General features: G+C 68.1%; 10 protein-coding genes and 2 pseudogenes. 7 read left to right on the forward strand and 5 right to left on the reverse strand.

All coding sequences use genetic code 11. From position 1 onward, the window contains the following. The first annotated feature begins 71 nt into the window (after nucleotides 1-71). The 3 genes from GSQ95_RS05155 (at nucleotide 72) to GSQ95_RS05165 (ending at nucleotide 7395) form a co-directional block, all read left to right on the forward strand. The gene (locus GSQ95_RS05155; protein WP_158892566.1) at nucleotides 72-743 is read left to right on the forward strand and encodes a heavy metal response regulator transcription factor; all 672 of its coding nucleotides are present in this window, start codon (nucleotides 72-74) and stop codon (nucleotides 741-743) included. Next, nucleotides 740-2122, forward strand: coding sequence for a heavy metal sensor histidine kinase (locus GSQ95_RS05160; protein ID WP_158892564.1), 1383 nt, complete (start codon nucleotides 740-742; stop codon nucleotides 2120-2122). The genes GSQ95_RS05155 and GSQ95_RS05160 overlap by 4 nt, the downstream gene beginning before the upstream one ends. A 140-nt stretch (nucleotides 2123-2262) precedes the next feature. Beyond that, a complete protein-coding gene (locus tag GSQ95_RS05165; protein ID WP_158892562.1) occupies nucleotides 2263-7395 on the forward strand; it encodes a DUF4011 domain-containing protein in 5133 nt (1710 codons plus the stop codon). A 501-nt stretch (nucleotides 7396-7896) separates the two neighbouring features. On the opposite strand, the gene GSQ95_RS05170 is transcribed toward GSQ95_RS05165, so the two are convergent. Beyond that, complete coding sequence (locus GSQ95_RS05170; protein ID WP_158892560.1) at nucleotides 7897-9252, reverse strand: OprD family porin; 1356 nt, start codon at nucleotides 9250-9252, stop codon at nucleotides 7897-7899. A 153-nt stretch (nucleotides 9253-9405) separates the two neighbouring features. On the opposite strand from GSQ95_RS05170, the gene GSQ95_RS05175 reads away from it, so the two are divergent. Further along, a complete protein-coding gene (locus GSQ95_RS05175; RefSeq protein ID WP_158892558.1) occupies nucleotides 9406-10344 on the forward strand; it encodes a DNA/RNA non-specific endonuclease in 939 nt (312 codons plus the stop codon). A 139-nt stretch (nucleotides 10345-10483) separates the two neighbouring features. On the opposite strand, the gene GSQ95_RS05180 is transcribed toward GSQ95_RS05175, so the two are convergent. Continuing rightward, nucleotides 10484-11665 (reverse strand): MFS transporter, encoded by a 1182-nt coding sequence (locus tag GSQ95_RS05180; RefSeq protein ID WP_158892556.1) that lies wholly within the window; start codon nucleotides 11663-11665, stop codon nucleotides 10484-10486. A 95-nt stretch (nucleotides 11666-11760) separates the two neighbouring features. On the opposite strand from GSQ95_RS05180, the gene GSQ95_RS05185 reads away from it, so the two are divergent. Next, on the forward strand, nucleotides 11761-12318 hold the full coding sequence (locus tag GSQ95_RS05185; RefSeq protein ID WP_158892554.1) for a TetR/AcrR family transcriptional regulator: 558 nt from the start codon (nucleotides 11761-11763) through the stop codon (nucleotides 12316-12318). Nucleotides 12319-12415: 97 nt separating this feature from the next. On the opposite strand, the gene GSQ95_RS05190 is transcribed toward GSQ95_RS05185, so the two are convergent. Both GSQ95_RS05190 and GSQ95_RS05195 read right to left on the reverse strand, forming a co-directional pair. Beyond that, complete coding sequence (locus GSQ95_RS05190) at nucleotides 12416-13429, reverse strand: YrzE family protein (protein ID WP_158892552.1); 1014 nt, start codon at nucleotides 13427-13429, stop codon at nucleotides 12416-12418. 124 nt (nucleotides 13430-13553) lie between these two features. Further along, the gene (locus tag GSQ95_RS05195) at nucleotides 13554-14900 is read right to left on the reverse strand and encodes an Nramp family divalent metal transporter (protein ID WP_158892550.1); all 1347 of its coding nucleotides are present in this window, start codon (nucleotides 14898-14900) and stop codon (nucleotides 13554-13556) included. Between the two features lie 218 nt (nucleotides 14901-15118). Here GSQ95_RS05195 and mntR point away from each other — a divergent pair, with 218 nt between their 5' ends. Together mntR and GSQ95_RS05205 are read left to right on the forward strand one after the other, a co-directional pair. Continuing rightward, entirely contained in the window at nucleotides 15119-15568 is a 450-nt protein-coding gene (gene mntR / locus GSQ95_RS05200; protein WP_158892548.1) for a manganese-binding transcriptional regulator MntR, read from the forward strand. Between the two features lie 101 nt (nucleotides 15569-15669). Next, a pseudogene (locus GSQ95_RS05205) lies at nucleotides 15670-16982 on the forward strand (methyl-accepting chemotaxis protein). 20 nt (nucleotides 16983-17002) lie between these two features. Here the strand turns inward: GSQ95_RS05205 and GSQ95_RS05210 are convergent. Continuing rightward, a pseudogene (locus tag GSQ95_RS05210) lies at nucleotides 17003-17453 on the reverse strand (MFS transporter); the annotation flags it as partial.

Consider the following 17453-nt stretch of genomic DNA (forward strand, 5'->3'; position numbering starts at 1 on the left):
GGTCAGCAAGATGACCGGCGAATGACAAAAATGTCACCCAGCGAAGCGACCGAAGGCCCTACCATGACGTCATGCATATTCTCCTCATCGAAGACGACCAGAAGACCGGCGAGTACCTGAAGAAGGGCCTCGGCGAATCCGGCTACGCGGTCGACTGGACCCAGCACGGCGCCGACGGTCTGCACCTGGCGCTGGACGGCCGTTACGACCTGGTCATCCTCGACGTGATGCTGCCCGGCATCGACGGTTGGCAGATCATGGAAGTCCTGCGCAAGAAGCTCGACGTGCCGGTGCTCTTTCTCACCGCCCGCGACGGTCTGCAGGATCGCATCCGCGGCCTGGAGCTGGGCGCCGACGACTACCTGGTCAAGCCCTTCTCCTTCGTCGAGCTGCTGCTGCGCATCCGCACCCTGCTGCGCCGTGGCGTGGTGCGCGAGCCCGAGCAGTTCCACCTGGCCGACCTGCAGCTGGACCTCCTGCGGCGACGGGTGACCCGCGGTGACGACCTCATCGTGCTGACCAACAAGGAATTCGCCCTGTTGCACCTGCTGCTGCGCCGCGAAGGCGAGGTGCTGTCGCGCACCCTGATCGCCGCCGAGGTCTGGGACATGAATTTCGACAGCGACACCAATGTGGTGGACGTGGCCATCAAGCGGCTGCGCGCCAAGGTCGACAACCCCTACCCGGTCAAGCTGATCCACACCGTGCGCGGCATCGGCTACGTCTGCGAGGTGCGGCCTTGAGTGCGCGGTCACCCTCGCTGATCCTGCGCGCCACCCTGGGTTTCGCCCTGGTGGCATTGCTCGCCGTGGGCGGCGCGGGGGCCTTTCTCTACCACAGCCTGGAACGTACCGTGCTGGAGCGCGCCGACTACGCCCTGCTCGGCCGCCTGGCGCATTTTCGCAGCCTGCTCAGCGCCGACCTGTCGCTGGAAACCCTGGGCCGCAGTCCGCAGCTGTTCGCCAACATGCTGGGCAACGAGCAGGACGTCTTTCTCATCGGCACGCCGGGCGCCAAGCCGGTGATCGCCTCCAATCCGCTGCAGATCGCCCTCCCCGACCTGGCCGTGGTGCCACAGACACGACGACCGACCCGGGCCGATCTGCGCGAAGGCCAGCTGGCCGACGGGACCCGCTGGCGCGCGGCGCGGGTCGCGGTCAACACCCCCGAAGGCCCGGTGGAACTGACCGCCGCCCATGTGCTACGCAACGAGGACACCACCCTGGCCGATTTCCGGCTGGGGCTGCTCGGCGCCGTGACCCTGGCCTTCCTCGCCACCGCCGGGCTCGGCTATCTGCTGCTGCGGCGCGGCCTGGCGCCGCTGCGGCGCATCGCCCGCCATGCCGGCGGCATCACCCCGACCCGGCTGGCCGCGCCCCTGGAGCTGGCCGATGCACCGCGCGAACTGCAGCCGCTGGTGGAAAACTACAATGCCATGCTGGCGCGGCTGGCCGACGGCTATGGCCGGCTGGTGCAGTTTTCCGCCGACCTCGCCCACGAGATCCGCACGCCGATCAATGCCCTCATGGGCCATACCGAGGTCGCCCTGCGTCAGGTGCGCAGCAGCGAGGACTACCAGACGCTGCTGGCGTCCAACCTGGAAGAGCTGGAGCGCATCTCGCGGCTGGTGGAGAGCATCCTCTTCCTCGCCCGCGCCGACGACGCCCAGGCGGTGCTGACCCCGCAGCCGCTGCAGCTGGACGAAGAACTGGCGCGCATCGCCGACTATTTCGAAGGCCCGGCCGACGAGCGCGGCCTGCGCCTGGTGGTGACCGGTGGCGGCCAGGTGGTCGCCGATCCGCTGATGCTGCGCCGCGCCCTGAGCAACCTGGTGGCCAATGCCATTCGCTACGCCGAACCGGATGGCGAGATCCGCCTGCAGGCCGAGGGCGAGCGTATCCGCGTCAGCAATGCCGGTCCCGCCCTGGCACCGGCACAGCTGCAACGGCTGTTCGACCGCTTCTATCGCGCCGATCCCTCGCGTCATCAACCCCATGATTCCAACGGCCTGGGCCTGGCCATCGTCGCGGCGGTCATGCGTCTGCATGGCGGTCGGGCCGAGGTCGAGCAGAATGAACGGGGCATCCATTTCAGCCTGGTCTTCCCGCCCCCGGCAGCCTGAACCGCGACCTATCGCTCAAACCACGCAACCGCCCGTCACCAAAGGACTTTTTCCGCTTGCCCAGGCAGGCTATGGGCTGCATCGACCCGCCCACTACTGTACATTCATCTACCTTAGGCAATAAGCAAGGGTGGTAGGCGATGAGCGTGGATGTCGAACTGGTGCTGGCCGGCAAGATCGGCTTCGCGGCGCACCAGAACGCGGTGCCCGTGCTGCGCGAATTGCGCCTCACCCACAGCGGCCAGGAAGCCCTCGCCGACCTCAGCCTGACGGTCACCGCCGAGCCAGCCTTCGTGGTCCCGCGCACCTGGCATCTGGAGCGCCTCGATCCCCAGGGCACCCTCTATCTCGATGATCGCGACCTCGAATTCGACGCCGCCCTGCTCGGCAGCCTGCAGGAAAGCCTGGTCGCCCAGCTGACCTTCACGGTGCGCCAGGGCGAGACGATCCTGCAGACGCGGCGCTATCCGGTCGAGCTGCTGGCCCGCAACCAGTGGGGTGGCGTGGACAGCATGCCGGAACTGGCGGCGGCCTTCGTCATGCCCAACGATCCGGCGGTGGAGCTCCTGCTGGGCGCGGCCGCCGAGGTCTTGCGTCGCGCCGGCAAGTCCACGGCGCTGGATGGGTACGAGAGCGGCTCGCGGCGGCGCGTCTGGGAACTGGGCTCGGCGCTCTGGTCGGCGTTGTGCGGTCTGCAACTGACCTATGCGGTGCCGCCCGCCAGCTTCGAGCGCCAGGGCCAGAAGATCCGCACGCCGGGCAGCATCCTCGACGGTGGCCTGGCCACCTGCCTGGATCTCGCCCTGCTCGCCTGCGCGGCGCTGGAACAGGCCGGCCTCAATCCGCTGCTGATCATCACCCGCGGCCATGCCTTCGCCGGAGTCTGGCTGCAACCCCAGGAATTCGCCCAGCTGCTCACCGACGACGCCGAGCCGGTGCGCAAGCGGGTGGCGCTCAAGGACCTGCTGGTCTTCGAGACCACCCAGGCCACCGCCTCGCCGCCGCCGTCCTTCAGCCAGGCCATGCAACTGGCCGAGCGGCAGCTGGACGACGAGACCTTCGTACTGGCCCTGGACGTCCGTCGTGCCCGCCTGCAACGCATCCGCCCGCTGGCGGTGCCGGGCCAGCCGGCCAGTAACGCGGACGGTCTGCTGCTGCCGGGCGAGGCCCTGGAAGAGGCCCCGCCGCTGCCGGCCTTCGACGTGGACGTCGAGGCGGCGCCGACCACCCCAGTCGGGCGCCTGGCGCTGTGGCAGCGCAAGCTGCTCGACCTCACCACCCGCAATCGCCTGCTGCATGTGCCGGACAACGCCCGCAGCGTGCCCCTGCTCTGCCCCGAGCCGGCGGCGCTGGAAGATCGCCTGGCCGAGGGCCGGGCGCTGCGCCTGGTGCCGCTGCCGGACCTGGCGGTGAGCGGCCGCGACGCCGTGCTGCACGAAGCCCGCGAGCACGAGAATCTCGACGACGAATACGCCCGCGGCGCCCTGGCCCGCGGCGAGGTGGTCGCCCCCCTGGATGCGACCAGGCTGGACGCGGCGCTGGTGGAACTCTATCGCCGCGCCCGCAGCGATCTCGACGAGGGCGGCGCCAACACCCTCTACCTGGCGCTGGGCTTCCTGCGCTGGAAAAAGGCCGCCGACGACCCCAAGCACTACCGCGCGCCGCTGATCCTGCTGCCGGTGCGCCTGGAACGGCAGAGCGCCGCCAGCGGCATCACCTTGCACCTGTTCGAGGACGAGCCGCGCTTCAACCTGACCCTGCTGGAGCTCCTGCGCCACGACTTCGACCTGGACATCCCCGGGCTCGACGGCCCGCTGCCCGGCGATGGCAACGGTATCGACGTGGACGGCATCTGGACCAGGATGCGGCGTGCGGTGCGCGACCTGCCCGGCTTCGAGGTCAGCAGCGAATTGCTGCTGGGCCAGTTCTCCTTTGCCAAGTACCTGATGTGGAAGGACCTCACCGAACGCAGCGACCAGCTGCTGGAAAGCCCGCTGGTGCGCCACCTGCTGGAACGCACCGCGGAATCCGGCGCCTACCTGGGCGGCGGCAGCTTTCCCCGCGAGCGCGAACTGGATCGCCAGGTCACCCCGGCCGAACTCTTCACCCCGCTGCCGGCGGATTCCTCGCAGCTGGCGGCGGTGCTGGCCTCGGCCGGTGGCCAGGATTTCGTGCTCGACGGCCCGCCCGGCACCGGCAAGTCCCAGACCATCGCCAACATGATCGCCCACAATCTGGCGCTCGGTCGGCGGGTGCTGTTCGTCGCCGAGAAGCGTGCGGCCCTGGACGTGGTGTATCGCCGCCTGGAGGCCCAGGGGCTTGGCGAGTTCTGCCTGGAACTGCATTCGAGCAAGGCCTCCAAGGCCGAGGTGCTCAAGCAGCTGGAGCGCGCCTGGGATACCCGCGACGGCCTCGACGAAGAGGAATGGCTGGTCGAGGCCGCCGAGGTGGAACGCCTGCGCGATCGCCTCAATGCCGTGGTGGAGCGCCTGCACCGGCGCTGGCCCAACGGCCTGACCCTGCAGCAGAGCATCGGTCGGGTATTGCGCGACGCCGCCCCTGATACCCCGCGCCTCGCCTGGTCCAACGCCGACGCCCATGACGCCGAGGGCCTGGCCGAGTTGCGCAACGCCGTGCGGCGCCTGGCCCTGCACGCCGAGACCGGCCGCAGCCTGGCGGCGGATTTCGCCCTCCTGCCGGCCCATCCCTGGTCCAACGCCTGGCAGGATGCCCTGGTCAGCGCCGCCGAACGGCTGCGCGATACCCAGCAGGCCTTGCAGCAGGCGCGGCAACGCCTGCGCGATGCCCTCGGTCTGCCACTGGCGGACCTGGTGGCGCCCCGGCGCCTGCTGGACTTCGCCGAGCTGCTGCAGAGCGCCGCTGGTCAGGACCTGGCCTTCGCCTTCGGGCCTGGCGCCGCCGAGCGTCAGCGCCAGCTGGGGCGCGCCCTGGAGTTGCTGCGCGACTACCAGACGCTGGAGCGCGAGCTGTCGGTGCCCTATGCCGCCGAAGCCTGTCGCCGTGTCGCCCTGACCCAGCTGGAAACCGCCTGGGACGCCGCCGGGCAGCGCTTCTGGATCTTCGCCAGCCGCGCCCAGCGACAGGTCACCCAGGATCTCGCCCGCCAGGGCGAAACCCAGGGTCAGCCCGATGTGGCTGCCGATCTGCCGCGGCTGCGGCGTCAGCGCACCCTGCTCACCGAACTGGACGAGTTGACGCCCACCCTGGCCGGCATCAGTGGCTGGCAGGGTGTCACCAGCGCTCTCGACGCCCTGCTCGCGCGCCGCGCCCTGGCGGAACGACTGAGCGCGGCGCTGCCGACCCTGGCGGAAACCCCCGAGCAGCTGCTGGCCCTGCGCCAGGCGGCGGCGCGCCGGTTGCAGCATCCCGAGGACCAGCCGGTGGACACCACCCTGGCCCCGGCCAGCGGTGCCTTCGCCGAGGCCCTCGACGCGGCCGAAGCCGCCCGCCAGGCATTCGCCGCGCAGGCGGGATTGGCCAGTGACACCGCCGCCGCCGAACTGGTGCGTACCGCTGCCGCGCTGCTGCGTCAGCCGGGTCGCCTCAAGGCCTGGTGCGACTGGCAGCGGGTCCGCGAAGAAGCCGACGCCCTCGGCCTGGCCACTCTGATCACGCGCGCCACGGCCGCCCCGGTCGAGGACCTGGCAGCCCTGTTCGAGACCGCCTATGCCCGCTGGTTCGCCGCCACCGCGCTGGACGCCGAGCCGCTGCTGCGCGACTTCGTCCCGGCCGAGCACGAGAGCGATATCCAGGCCTATCGCCGGCTGGACGATCGCCTGCAGACCCTGGCCGTGCGCCATATCCGCGCCCTGCTCTGCCACGGCCTGCCCCCCAAGAACGACGCGGCGCGTCAGGGTGGCGGCTTCGCCGTGCTCAAGCACGAACTGCAGAAGCAGCGCCGACACAAGCCGCTGCGCCAGCTGGCCCTGGAAATGGGCGACGCCCTGGCGCGACTGGCGCCCTGCATGCTGATGAGTCCGCTGTCCATCGCCCAATACCTGCCGCCGGACGGCGGTCTGTTCGACCTGGTGATCTTCGACGAAGCCTCGCAGATCGCCCCCTGGGACGCGGTGGGTGCCATCGCCCGCGGCGTGCAGGTGGTGATCGCCGGCGACCCCCGGCAGATGCCGCCAACGCGCTTCTTCGACCGCGCCGCTGGCGAGGACGACACCGCCGAGGACCTGGAAAGCATCCTCGACGAATGCCTGGGCGCCGGCATCTACAGCCACAGCCTCAACTGGCACTACCGCAGTCGCCACGAGAGCCTGATCGCCTTTTCCAACCACCACTACTACGACGGCAAGCTCATCACCTTCCCCGCCCCGGAGATCCGTCCGAGCGCGGTGGAATGGCGGCGGGTCGATGGCGTCTACGCCAAGGGCAAGGGGCGGCACAATGCCCTGGAGGCCCAGGCCATGGTCGCCGAGGCGGTCAAGCGCCTGCTCGATCCGGCCTTTGCCGGCCTCAGCCTGGGCATCATCACCCTCAACAGCGAACAGCAGCGGCTGGTCACCGACCTGCTCGACCGGGCGCGCCAGCAGCACCCGGAGATCGAGGCGCACTTCGCCGAAGACCTGGCCGAGCCGGTGGTGGTGAAGAACCTGGAAACGGTCCAGGGCGACGAGCGCGACCTAATCATGCTCGGCATCGGCTTCGGTCCCACCGAGCCCGGCGCCAATACGATGTCGATGAATTTCGGTCCGCTGAACAAGGACGGTGGCTGGCGGCGCCTCAACGTCGCCGTGACCCGCGCGCGGCGGGAGATGCTGGTGTTCTCCTCCTTCGATCCGGGGCTGATCGACCTCAATCGCACCAATGCCCGTGCGGTGCGCGATCTCAAGCTGTTCCTGGAATTCGCCCAGCGCGGCCCCCAGGCCCTGGCGGCGGCGGTCAAGGGTTCGTTGGGCGGGCACGACTCGCCCTTCGAGGAAGCCGTGGCCCAGGCGCTAGAGGCCAAGGGCTGGCAGGTGGTGCCGCAGATCGGCGTGTCGCGCTTCCGCATCGACCTGGGCATCGTCCACCCCGATCGCCCGGGCGACTACCTGGTGGGCATCGAATGCGACGGCGCCACCTACCACAGCGCCGCCACCGCCCGTGACCGCGACAAGACCCGCAGCGCCATCCTCCAGGGCCTCGGCTGGACGCTCCTGCGCGTCTGGTCCACCGAATGGTGGATCGACCGCGCCGGGGCGACCGAGCGGTTGCATGGGGAGATCGAGAAGCTGCTGGAGGCGTCGCGGGCGAAGGGTTGAGGGTGAGGTCTGTTGGGCTTCGCTGCGCTCAACCCAACGATCCGCGCTCGACCCTGGCACCGTTGGTGGGGGCAACCCTCACCCCAGCCCTCTCCCCGAGGGAGAGGGGGCGATTGGGTCCGGCGCGGGTGGTGGCTTGTCCCCTGGTGTCCCGCTGCCAAGACGTCCGTAGCGCGGAAAACCGCGCAGCGTTTTCCACCGATCAACTGCACCTGGACGTGGATAAGGCTGCGCCGTTATCCACTCTACGCGGCTACCTCCTCTTCCTTTGGAAGAGGGCTGGGGTGGGGGTATTCCCGGGCATGCCGATGGCCAAAGGACTGTTGGGCTTCGCTGCGCTCAACCCAACCTACCAGGCACCTGCTCACACCGAACTACCCCCTCTCCCCTTGGGAGAGGGCTGGGGTGAGGGTATTCCCGGACAGGCTGATGGCCAAAGGACTGTTGGGCTTCGCGACGCTCAACCCAACCTAAAAGGCCCAACCTACGGAGCGCGATCAATTACAGGATATTCAACAGGTACTCGGTGATCAGCCGGGTCTCGGCCACGGTGCCGCCGGTGCTCTGGCTGCCGGAATGCCAGGCCTGGCGCAGGCGGAAGCTCAGGTCCTTGGCCAGGCCGTTCTGCAGGACGTACTTGGCCTCCAGATCGGTCTCGTGTTCCTTGTCGCCGTCGCCATAGAGGCCGGCATAGGCCGAATCGGCGGCCACGTGGCTGCCATCGATGCCGCTGCCGCGGGTATGCCGCACCATCAGGCTCAGCCCCGGCACACCGTAGCTTTCCATGTCCAGGTCGTAGCGGGCCTGCCAGCTGCGCTCGCCCGGGCCGTTGAAGTCGGAGAACTGCATCGAGTTGCCGAGCAGGATGGAGTCACCGAAGGACCCCGGCACCGGTGCGCCGAACACCGCGTAGTCGAAGGGCTGGTCGCCATGGATACGCTGGTGGATCAGGGTGAAGGTATGGGCGCCGGTCTGGAAGGCGGCGGCCAGCGAGCCGGCGGTGTTGGCGATGCTGCCGGCCTTGGCGCTGCCGGCGTCCAGGGTGCGATAGAGGTTGGCGTCGAAGGTCAGGCTCTGCTCGGCGGCCAGCGGCACCACATAGTTGAGGTTGCCGTAGTACTGGTCCCAGACGTCCTCGAAGTGCCCGGCATAGAGCGAGGCGCTCAGATGATCGCTGAACTTGTAGACGCCCCCGGCATAGCTGGCCGAGGCCGCTTCAACGCCGGCATAGCCGGCGAAGATGCCGCCGTCCGAACCGGTGGTGCGCGGCGCCGTGGCGGCGGTGAAGTGACCGCCTTCGAGCATCAGGTGATCGACCTCCTGACTCCCCAGGCTCCAGCCACGGGCGGTCTGGGGAAACAGCCAGTTGCCGCCCGCCGCCAGCACCGGCGCCGTGGGTTGCTGGTCACCGTACTTGAGCACGGTGTTGGAGACGCGCAGCTTGACCGCCGCCCCGCCCTTGCTGAATTCGCTGCGCTGGCTGCCGTCGCCGTCCACCGGCATGTTCGGGGTGTTGGCATGGCCATCGCCGCCATCCAGCTTGAGGCCCAGGTAGCCATAGGCATCCACGCCCACGCCCACGGTGCCCTGGGTGAAGCCCGAGGTGTAGTTGAGGAGGAAGGCCTGGGTCCAGCTGCGCGGATCGCGACTGTTGCGCGCGGCGGCGCCATGACCGTCGCCTTCGTTCTGGCGCAGGTAGTAGTAGTTGCGCAGCAACAGGGTCAGGTCACCGTCTTCGACGAAGCCCTTGGCATCGGACTGCTGACTGGCCAGGGCGGCGCCGCTGAGGAGCAGGCCGGGCACGCCGAGCAGCCAGGTACGCCGACGGGCAAAGGAGGAAAACAGCGATAGCTTCATGGGCGGTTCACTCGGGGATCTCGGTGGGAATCGTTAGGTCGCGAACGAGTTTGCCAGCTAGCGCCGGCGCATACCACTTCGCTGACCGTGGTCATCGTCCGGTCACCTTCCTGTGCTGCGCTGACGGTTCGCCCTCTGCGCCCGAGACAACCCATGCCCAGCCAGCCCTTTGCCGTCGATCTCGCCTATCGCCCGCGCCTCGCCGACCTGCGTCCCCTGTTGCCGGCGCAACCCGCCGGTCTGAGAAGCGTCGAGCCGCGCATCACCCCCGCGGCCAGCCTGGCGGATCGCCAGGGTTACCAGGCCGACTTCCTGGGCGCCTTCCAGGTCCCCTGGCCCCGTCCAAGCGCGGCCCTGGCCGGCGACGTCTATCCGCTGCCCGCCTCCGGCGATCGCCTGGACTACATCCACTTCTCGGTCACGCTCTCGCGCAGCCGGCGAATGGCGCTCTGGGTCGGCGTCAATATCGACGGCGACCAGCACGTCGAGGTGCCCCGCAGCCGCGATGCCTGGGCCTACGACGGCCGGGGGCCGCTGGAGGCTCAACTGGGCGAGGCACTCTATGCCGACAACCTGCTCGACCGCGGCCACCTGGTGCGCCGCCAGGACCCCAACTGGGGCGCCGCCGCCACCCAGGCCAACCGCGACACCTTCCACTTCACCAACTGCGCACCGCAGATGGCGGCCTTCAACCAGAAGACCTGGCTGGAGCTGGAGGACTATCTGCTCGACAACACCCAGCGCTGGCAGGCGCGCATCTCCGTCTTCAGCGGCCGGGTCCTGCGCGCGGATGACCGCCCCTATCGCGAGGCGCGGATTCCCGAGGCCTTCTGGAAGGTGGTGGCCTTTCTCGGTGACGACGGCAAGCCCTCCGCCAGCGCCTACCTGATCGACCAGCGCCGCGAGCTGGACGAGTTGTCCATCACCTTTGGCCGCCTGCGCACCTACCAGTGCAGCGTCCTGCGCATCGAGCAGCTGACCGGCATCGACTTCGGCCCGCTGCGCGACCACGACGGCTTTTCCAATGAGGAGCGGGCCACTGGCAGCCCCGTCGAGCGGGCCATCTTCGGCCCAGCCGATATCCTGCTCTAAGGCTTGTCTGTAAAGTCGCCGAGCGAAGGTCAGGCAAGGCAAAAATCCGTGAGGAAGCGGAGTTTACGAATGGTAAATGAGCATTCCGAACGGATTTTTAACGCCGCATGACCAAGCGCAGGCACTTTTCAGACAAAGCCTATCCCGGCTGCACGCAGGCGCGCGGCAGGCTGTTGCGCACGCCCAGCGCCGCCAGCAGGATCACCCCGCCCAGATAGAGTTCGGCGGCGCCGGCCAGGCCCAGCAGCGGCACCAGGGCGCTGACCGCCAGGGCGGGCAGGCAGAACGCCAGGTAGCTGAGCACATAGAAGGCGGCCAGCAACCCGGCGCGCTGAGTCGGTTCCGCCAGCGGCAGCAGACTGCGGGTGGCGCCGAGAAAACCGCTGCCGAAGCCGACGCCGGTCACCAGGGTACCCAGGGCGAAGAAGCCCAGCTGACCGCTGGCCACCGCCAGCCAGAGCACGGCCGGACCGGCCACCAGGGTGACCGCGCCCAGGCGCAGCAGGCGCGGCGCCGGCCAGAGGTGCAAGCCGTGCAGACAGGCCGCACCGGTGAGCGTCAGACCGGCCACCACCCCTCCGCCGACCAGGATCGACGTCGTACCGGTCGCCGCCTTGACCAGCCCCGGCATCAACGACAGATAGAAGCCGCCCACCGCCCAGACCGCCAGCTCCAGCGGCAATACCCGCCAGAGCATGGCGCGAGCCTGGGGCGGCACCGCCAGCTGGGGCCGCAAGGCGGCGAACAGGCCCGGCCGGCGCGGTACGCGATCGGGCAGGCGCAGCAGCGCCAGGCCCTGCAACACGAACAGCAGCAGGAACAGCCGATAGACCAGTTGCAGCGGCGCCGGCGCGAATTCCACCAGCAGACCGCAACCCAGCGCGCCGACCGCCATGCCGAGCAGGGGCGTCAGGCTGTTCAACCAGGGGCCGCGCTCGGCATCCACGTCGAGCAGCGCCGCACCCAGGGCACTGGTGGCGATCCCGGTCGCCAGGCCCTGCAAGGCGCGGGCAAGGACCAGATCCGCCAGACCCTGGGCCTGCTGGAACAGCAGCATGGAACCCGCTTCCAGCACCAGCGCCACCAGGATCACCGACCGGCGCCCCAGGTGATCGGACAGCCGCCCGCCCACCAGCAAGGCGGCCAGCAGGGCAAAGGCATAGACGGCGAACACCAGCGTCAGCCAGAAGGTGGAAAAGCCCCAGGCCTGCTGGTAGCTGGCATAGAGGGGGGTCGGCGCACTGGACGCGGCGAGGAAGGTCAGCAGCACCGAGCCCAGCAGCGTCAGGCGTGCGGAGGAAGAGCCGTTCAGCGAAGACATGCCCACACCTTAAAGCTAAATAATTGCTTTAAAGCCTGAACCCTTCCGACAGCAAAAGCAATGCGTTTGCGTTAAGAGCCGGGTATCCTGTCAGCATGACCAACAAGCAAGCCCGCCCCGGCGGCCGCAGTGCCCGGGTTCAGCAAGCCATCCACGAGGCCGTCCTGGCGCTCCTGCAGGAGCAGCCCCGGGAAGCCCTCACCGTCCCCCTGATCGCCGCGCGCGCCGGGGTCACGCCTTCGACCCTCTATCGTCGCTGGGGCAATCTGCCCAGCCTGCTGGCCGACGTCGACCTGCAGCGCCTGCGCCCGGACCAGCCGCCAGAGGATACCGGCAGCCTCAGAGGCGATCTCGAACGCTGGCTGGAACACTATGTCGACGACCTTGCCTCCACCCCTGGCCAGGCCATGCTCAGGGATGCCCTGGCCGCCACCGATCCGGGATGTGCGTTGCGCTGCACCGAGCCGACCCGGGAGCGCCTGGAGCTGCTGCTCGAACGCGCCCACCGACGTGGCGAGCCGGCGCCGACCCTGGACGCCCTGCTCGACGGCCTGGTCGCCCCGCTGATCTATCGCACCCTGTTCGGCGCCGAACGCCCCGACCTGGCGCTGTGCCTGCAGCTGCTCGCCCGGGTACTGCGGCCAGACCGCTAGGAAAAGCACCGGTCACTAAACGACGAGGCCCGGGCTGTCACCAGTCCGGGCCTCGTGCCTTGTCAGCGGATCCCAGGGGATCCGCCAGAGGTTGCGCTTAGGCGGCGACCACCTTGTTGGCCGGCTGGGTACGACGACCCAGGGCACCACCGATGGCACCGACGATGCCGCCGATCACCAGGCTGATCAGCAGGACCCAGCTGGCCTGGGAAACCTTGCGGGCAGCCACGTCAGCCGCTTCGCGGGCCTTCTGCTCGGCCTGGGCCTTGAGCTCCTGGTACTTGGCATAGGCCTGCTGATAGGTCTGCTGGGCCTTGTCGACGATGGCGTTGGCCTCGGCGTCGCTCTTGCCAGTGCGAGCCTTGATCAGGTTCACCAGAGCCTGACGGTCAGCGGCGTTCCAGGCCTGGTCGCCACGCTGCTTCAGACGATCCAGCAGGGCGGTCAGCTGGTCATCGGTCTGCTGCGGATTGTTGGCGCTGTTCTGGGCAGTGTTCTTGGCATCCTGTTCGGCGCCCTGAGCCTGCTGCTTGAGGTTCTCCGGCTGCAGCTCGGTCTTGCCGGTCTGGCGCAGCGCGGTTTCCAGTTCGTTCTGCAGATCACCCAGGTCGAGCTGGATGCCCTGCTGACGCAGTTGGTCCTGAACCTGGTTGGTCAGGGCCGGTGCAACCTGGGACAGGCCGCTGCCGACCATCGACAGGCCACTGCCCGCCACATTCAGACCGGTGCGCACCACGCCGCTCACGGCACTGGACACCAGATAGACGCTGACCAGGGTCACGCTGGCCCAGACCAGGATGCCGTGCAGGGCGCCTTCGCGCTGCGCCAGGCGACCGGCGATCCAGGCGCCGACGAAGACCGAAACCACGGCGCTGACGCCGACCCAGATACCGGTGCCCTTGCCCAGGCCGGACAGCGGATTGGCTTCCTGTTGCGGATCGATGGAAGCCGAGCCGATGGCGGTGCCGAGCAGGCTCAGCAGCAGCGAAACGGTCAGGGCGATGACCACGCCGGCGATGATCGAACTCCAGGAAATGCGCTTCAGCAGGGGCGCGGTGGCAGTGGCCGTGGTGGCTGCATAGGCGGGGGTGTGACGGGCGTCATAGGACATGGCAAGTGCTCCGGGTGGTTATGGGAAGAACTTATTGTGGTAACGGATTGATACCGTCACGCTTTCACAAGTTCCCAGACCCCTGTTCCAGAGCCCTCAGAGGTCGTAGGACCTCAGTTGTCCGCTATCCGAGCAGGATGTCGGCCAGCAGCTTCACATTGAGCACCACGATCAGCCCGGCGATCGCCCAGGCCAGCACCTGCGTGACCCGACCGATGACGAAGCTGCCCATCAGCTGGCGGTCCGAGACGAAGCGCACCAGCGGGATGACCGCGAAGGGCAGTTGCATGGACAGCACCACCTGGCTGAGCACCAGCAGCTTGGCCGTACCGCTCTCGCCATAGAGGCCGGTCACCACCACCACCGGGATCACGGCGATGCCCCGGGTGATCAGCCGCCGCGCCCAGTCGGGAATGCGCAGCGACAGGAAGCCCTCCATGACGATCTGGCCGGCCAGGGTCGCGGTGACCGTGGAGTTGATGCCCGACGCCAGCAGCGCCACCGCGAACAACAGAGAGGCGATGCCGACGCCCAGCATCGGCGACAGCAGGTGGTAGGCGTCCTGGATCTCGGCCACGTCGGTGCGCCCGGCGCTATGGAACACCGCCGCGGCGGTGATCAGGATGGCGGCGTTGACGAACAGCGCCAGCATCAGCGCCAGGGTACTGTCGGCCACCGCCCAGCGCAGCCCCATGCGCCGCCCCGCCTCGGTGCGCGGATAGGCGCGGGTCTGCACGATGGACGAATGCAGATAGAGGTTATGGGGCATCACGGTGGCACCGATGATGCCGATGGCCAGGTACAGCGCGGCCGGATTGGTGACGATCTCCGCCTTGGGCAGGAAGCCGTCGACAATCGCCGCCAGCGACGGCTGGGCCAGCACCATCTGCACGCCGAAGCAGACGAAGATCAGCGTCAGCAGGGCAATGACGAAGGCTTCCAGCCAGCGAAAGCCGCGATTCATCAGCAGCAGGATGAGAAAGACGTCCAGCGCCGTGAGGATGGCGCCCCACATCAGCGGGATGCCGAACAGCAGATTCAGCGCGATGGCGGTGCCGATCACCTCGGCCAGGTCGCAGGCGATGATGGCGATCTCGCAGGCGATCCACAGCAGCAGGCTCACCGGCCGCGAATAGCGCGCGCGGCAGGCCTGGGCCAGGTCCAGCCCGGTGGCGATGCCCAGGCGTGCGGCCAGGGCCTGCAGCAGGATGGCCATGAGATTGGAGAGCAGGATCACCGACAGCAGCAGGTAGCCGAATTGCGAGCCACCGGCCAGGTCCGTGGCCCAGTTGCCCGGATCCATGTAGCCCACCGAGACCATGTAGCCGGGGCCGATAAAGGCCAGCAGCCGGCGCAGCCAGCTGCCGCCTTCGGGCACCGGCACGCTGGCATTCATCCGCCCCAGGCTGGGCCGGGCGGACGGCGCAGGCTCCTGCCAGGCAGGCTCGACGTAGCTGGCGGACTCTTTCATGGCGGACTCGTGCGGCAAGGTAGGACTACCCTTTGGAGAATTTAGCCTAGGCTAAAATTCACACATCCAGCAATAAAAAATCTCTATCTCATCCGTCGATAACGCCCATTGGCGAAGGAATCTTTGGTATTCGCCCGCAACTCGGTCAAAATGGCGCCCGCACGCGTCCTCTCGACGCGCCTCAGGTCTTTGCGGAGAAGGTCATTCAGGTGGGCAACATGACAAAGGACGACGAACTGCTGAATCGGTTGGTCGATCCATCCATTCATATGGAAGGTTTTCAACAGGTCCGCGAAGCCCATCGTCAGGAGCTGATCGAAGACTATGTCGAGCTCATTTCCGACCTCATCCGGGACGGCGGTGAAGCCCGTCAGGTGGACATCGCCGCGCGCATCGGCGTCGCCCAGCCGACCGTGGCCAAGATGCTCAAGCGCCTGGCCGCCGCCGGCCTGATCGTGCAGCGTCCCTACCGCGGCGTCTTCCTCACCCCCGCAGGCGAAGCCCTGGCCGAAGCCAGTCGCGCGCGCCACCACGTGGTGGAGACCTTCCTGCTGACCCTGGGCGTGGACGCCGATACCGCACGGCGCGATGCCGAGGGCATGGAGCACCATGTCAGCGAGGCCACCCTGGCCGTCTTCCGGCGCTTCATCGCCAGCCGTCAGGCCTGACGCCTGCGGCTTTAGTCGAAAGTCGCTCAGCTTCCCTTAAGAAAATCCCGGGACCGTCGAAGTAGTGGAAGTCATACTTTCACTCCTCTCGGTGCCCTGCCATGTTCAATCGCTCCCTCAAGACCGAACTCGCCCAACTGCGTGCCGAAGTCGCCGAATTGCGTCAGTTGCACGCGGGCTTCGAAAGCCAGGCGCTCAGTCTTACCGTGGATGAGCGTGGCAACATCGAGAAGGTCAACGAGCGCTTCTGCCGCGAGATGGGCTATCGCGCCGAGAACGTGGTGGGGCGTCCGCTGGATGCCTTCATTCCCGAATACGTCAAACAATTGCCCTGCTATCGCAATCTCAAGAGCGCGCTCAGCCAGGGCCAGCAGACCAGCGGCATGTACCGCCTGCTGCGGGCCAACGGCCAGGAAGCCTGGCTCTATGCCACCTGGCAGCCGCTGCGTGACGCCGATGGCCGCATCCACAAGACCATCTGCTACGGCAACGACCGTACCGAACAGGTGGAGACCTCCACCGAGCACTCCGGTCTGATCAACGCCCTGCTGAGATCCACCGCGGTCATCGAATTCAACCTGGCCGGCGAGGGGCTCACCGCCAACGACCGCTTCCTGCAGGGCATGGGCTATTCGCTCAAGCAGATCCAGGGCAAGCACCACCGCATGTTCTGCACCAGCGAAGAGAGTCACTCCGCCGACTACCAGGCGTTCTGGGCGCGGCTGAATCGCGGCGAATTCATCGCCAGCCGCTTCAAGCGCATCGACAGCCACGGTCGCACCGTCTGGCTGGAAGCCTCCTACAACCCGGTGCTCAATACCCGTGGCGAGCTGTACAAGGTGGTGAAATTCGCCACCGTCATCACCGCCCAGGTGGAACAGGAACAGGCGGTGGCCGAGGCGGCCAAGGTCGCCTTCGACATCTCCCAGCAGACCGACGAAAGCGCTCGTCAGGGTGCCGAGGTGGTGCAGGACACCGTCGCGGTGATGCGCAAGATCGCCGAGGAATTGCAGGTCGCGTCCAACGGCATCGAGGCCCTGGGCGAGCAGTCGCTGGTGATCAGCACCATCGTCAAGACCATCAGCGGGATCGCCGAACAGACCAACCTGCTGGCGCTCAACGCCGCCATCGAGGCGGCGCGGGCCGGTGAACAGGGCCGCGGTTTCGCCGTGGTGGCCGACGAGGTCCGCCAACTGGCCGGCCGCACCAGCAAGGCCACCGAGGAGATCGTCGGCGTAGTGCAGCAGAACCAGCAACTGGCGCAGACCGCCGTGGCCAACATGGCGGCGAGCAAGCACCAGGCGGAACAGGGCCTGCAACTGGCCAACGCCGCGGGCACCCGCATCACCGAGATCCAGGACGGCGCCCAGCGCGTGGTCGGGCGGTGGGGCAGTTCGCCCGCCGCCTCAACTAGCCCGCGGACCGGCGCCCGCCTCAGGCCGGCGCCGGACGCCGCCACCCGAGCAGCCCCAGCGCCGCCAGGGTTACCCCCAGGCTGACCAGCAGGCACAGCCCGAGCAGGCCTCGGTCGCCCCAGCTCTCCCGTGCCAGGGCATAGCACCAGGGCGCGGCCGCCGAGAGCAGGAAGCTCGGCGCCAGCAGCTTGCCGGTCAGGCGCGCATAGAGCGCCCGGTCGAACAACTCCAGTGGTAGGCTGGCCCGCAGCACCGCCACCAGGCCGTTCAGGGCGCCATAGAGAAAGACGAAGCCGGCGGTGAGGCCCAGATGGCCTTCGCTCGCCAGCGCCAGGGCGAAACTCAGCGGCAGGCCGAGGCCCAGCACCAGATTGAGCTGACGCGCCGAAAGCCGCTGGCCGGAAGCCAGCTCCGCCAGCCGCGCGCAGACCTGGCCGATCCCCCATAGCGCCGCCACCCCCACCGGCACC

The organism is Pseudomonas sp. BAV 4579, assembly GCF_009765395.1.
Taxonomy (GTDB): Bacteria; Pseudomonadota; Gammaproteobacteria; order Pseudomonadales; family Pseudomonadaceae; genus Chryseomonas; species Chryseomonas aestiva.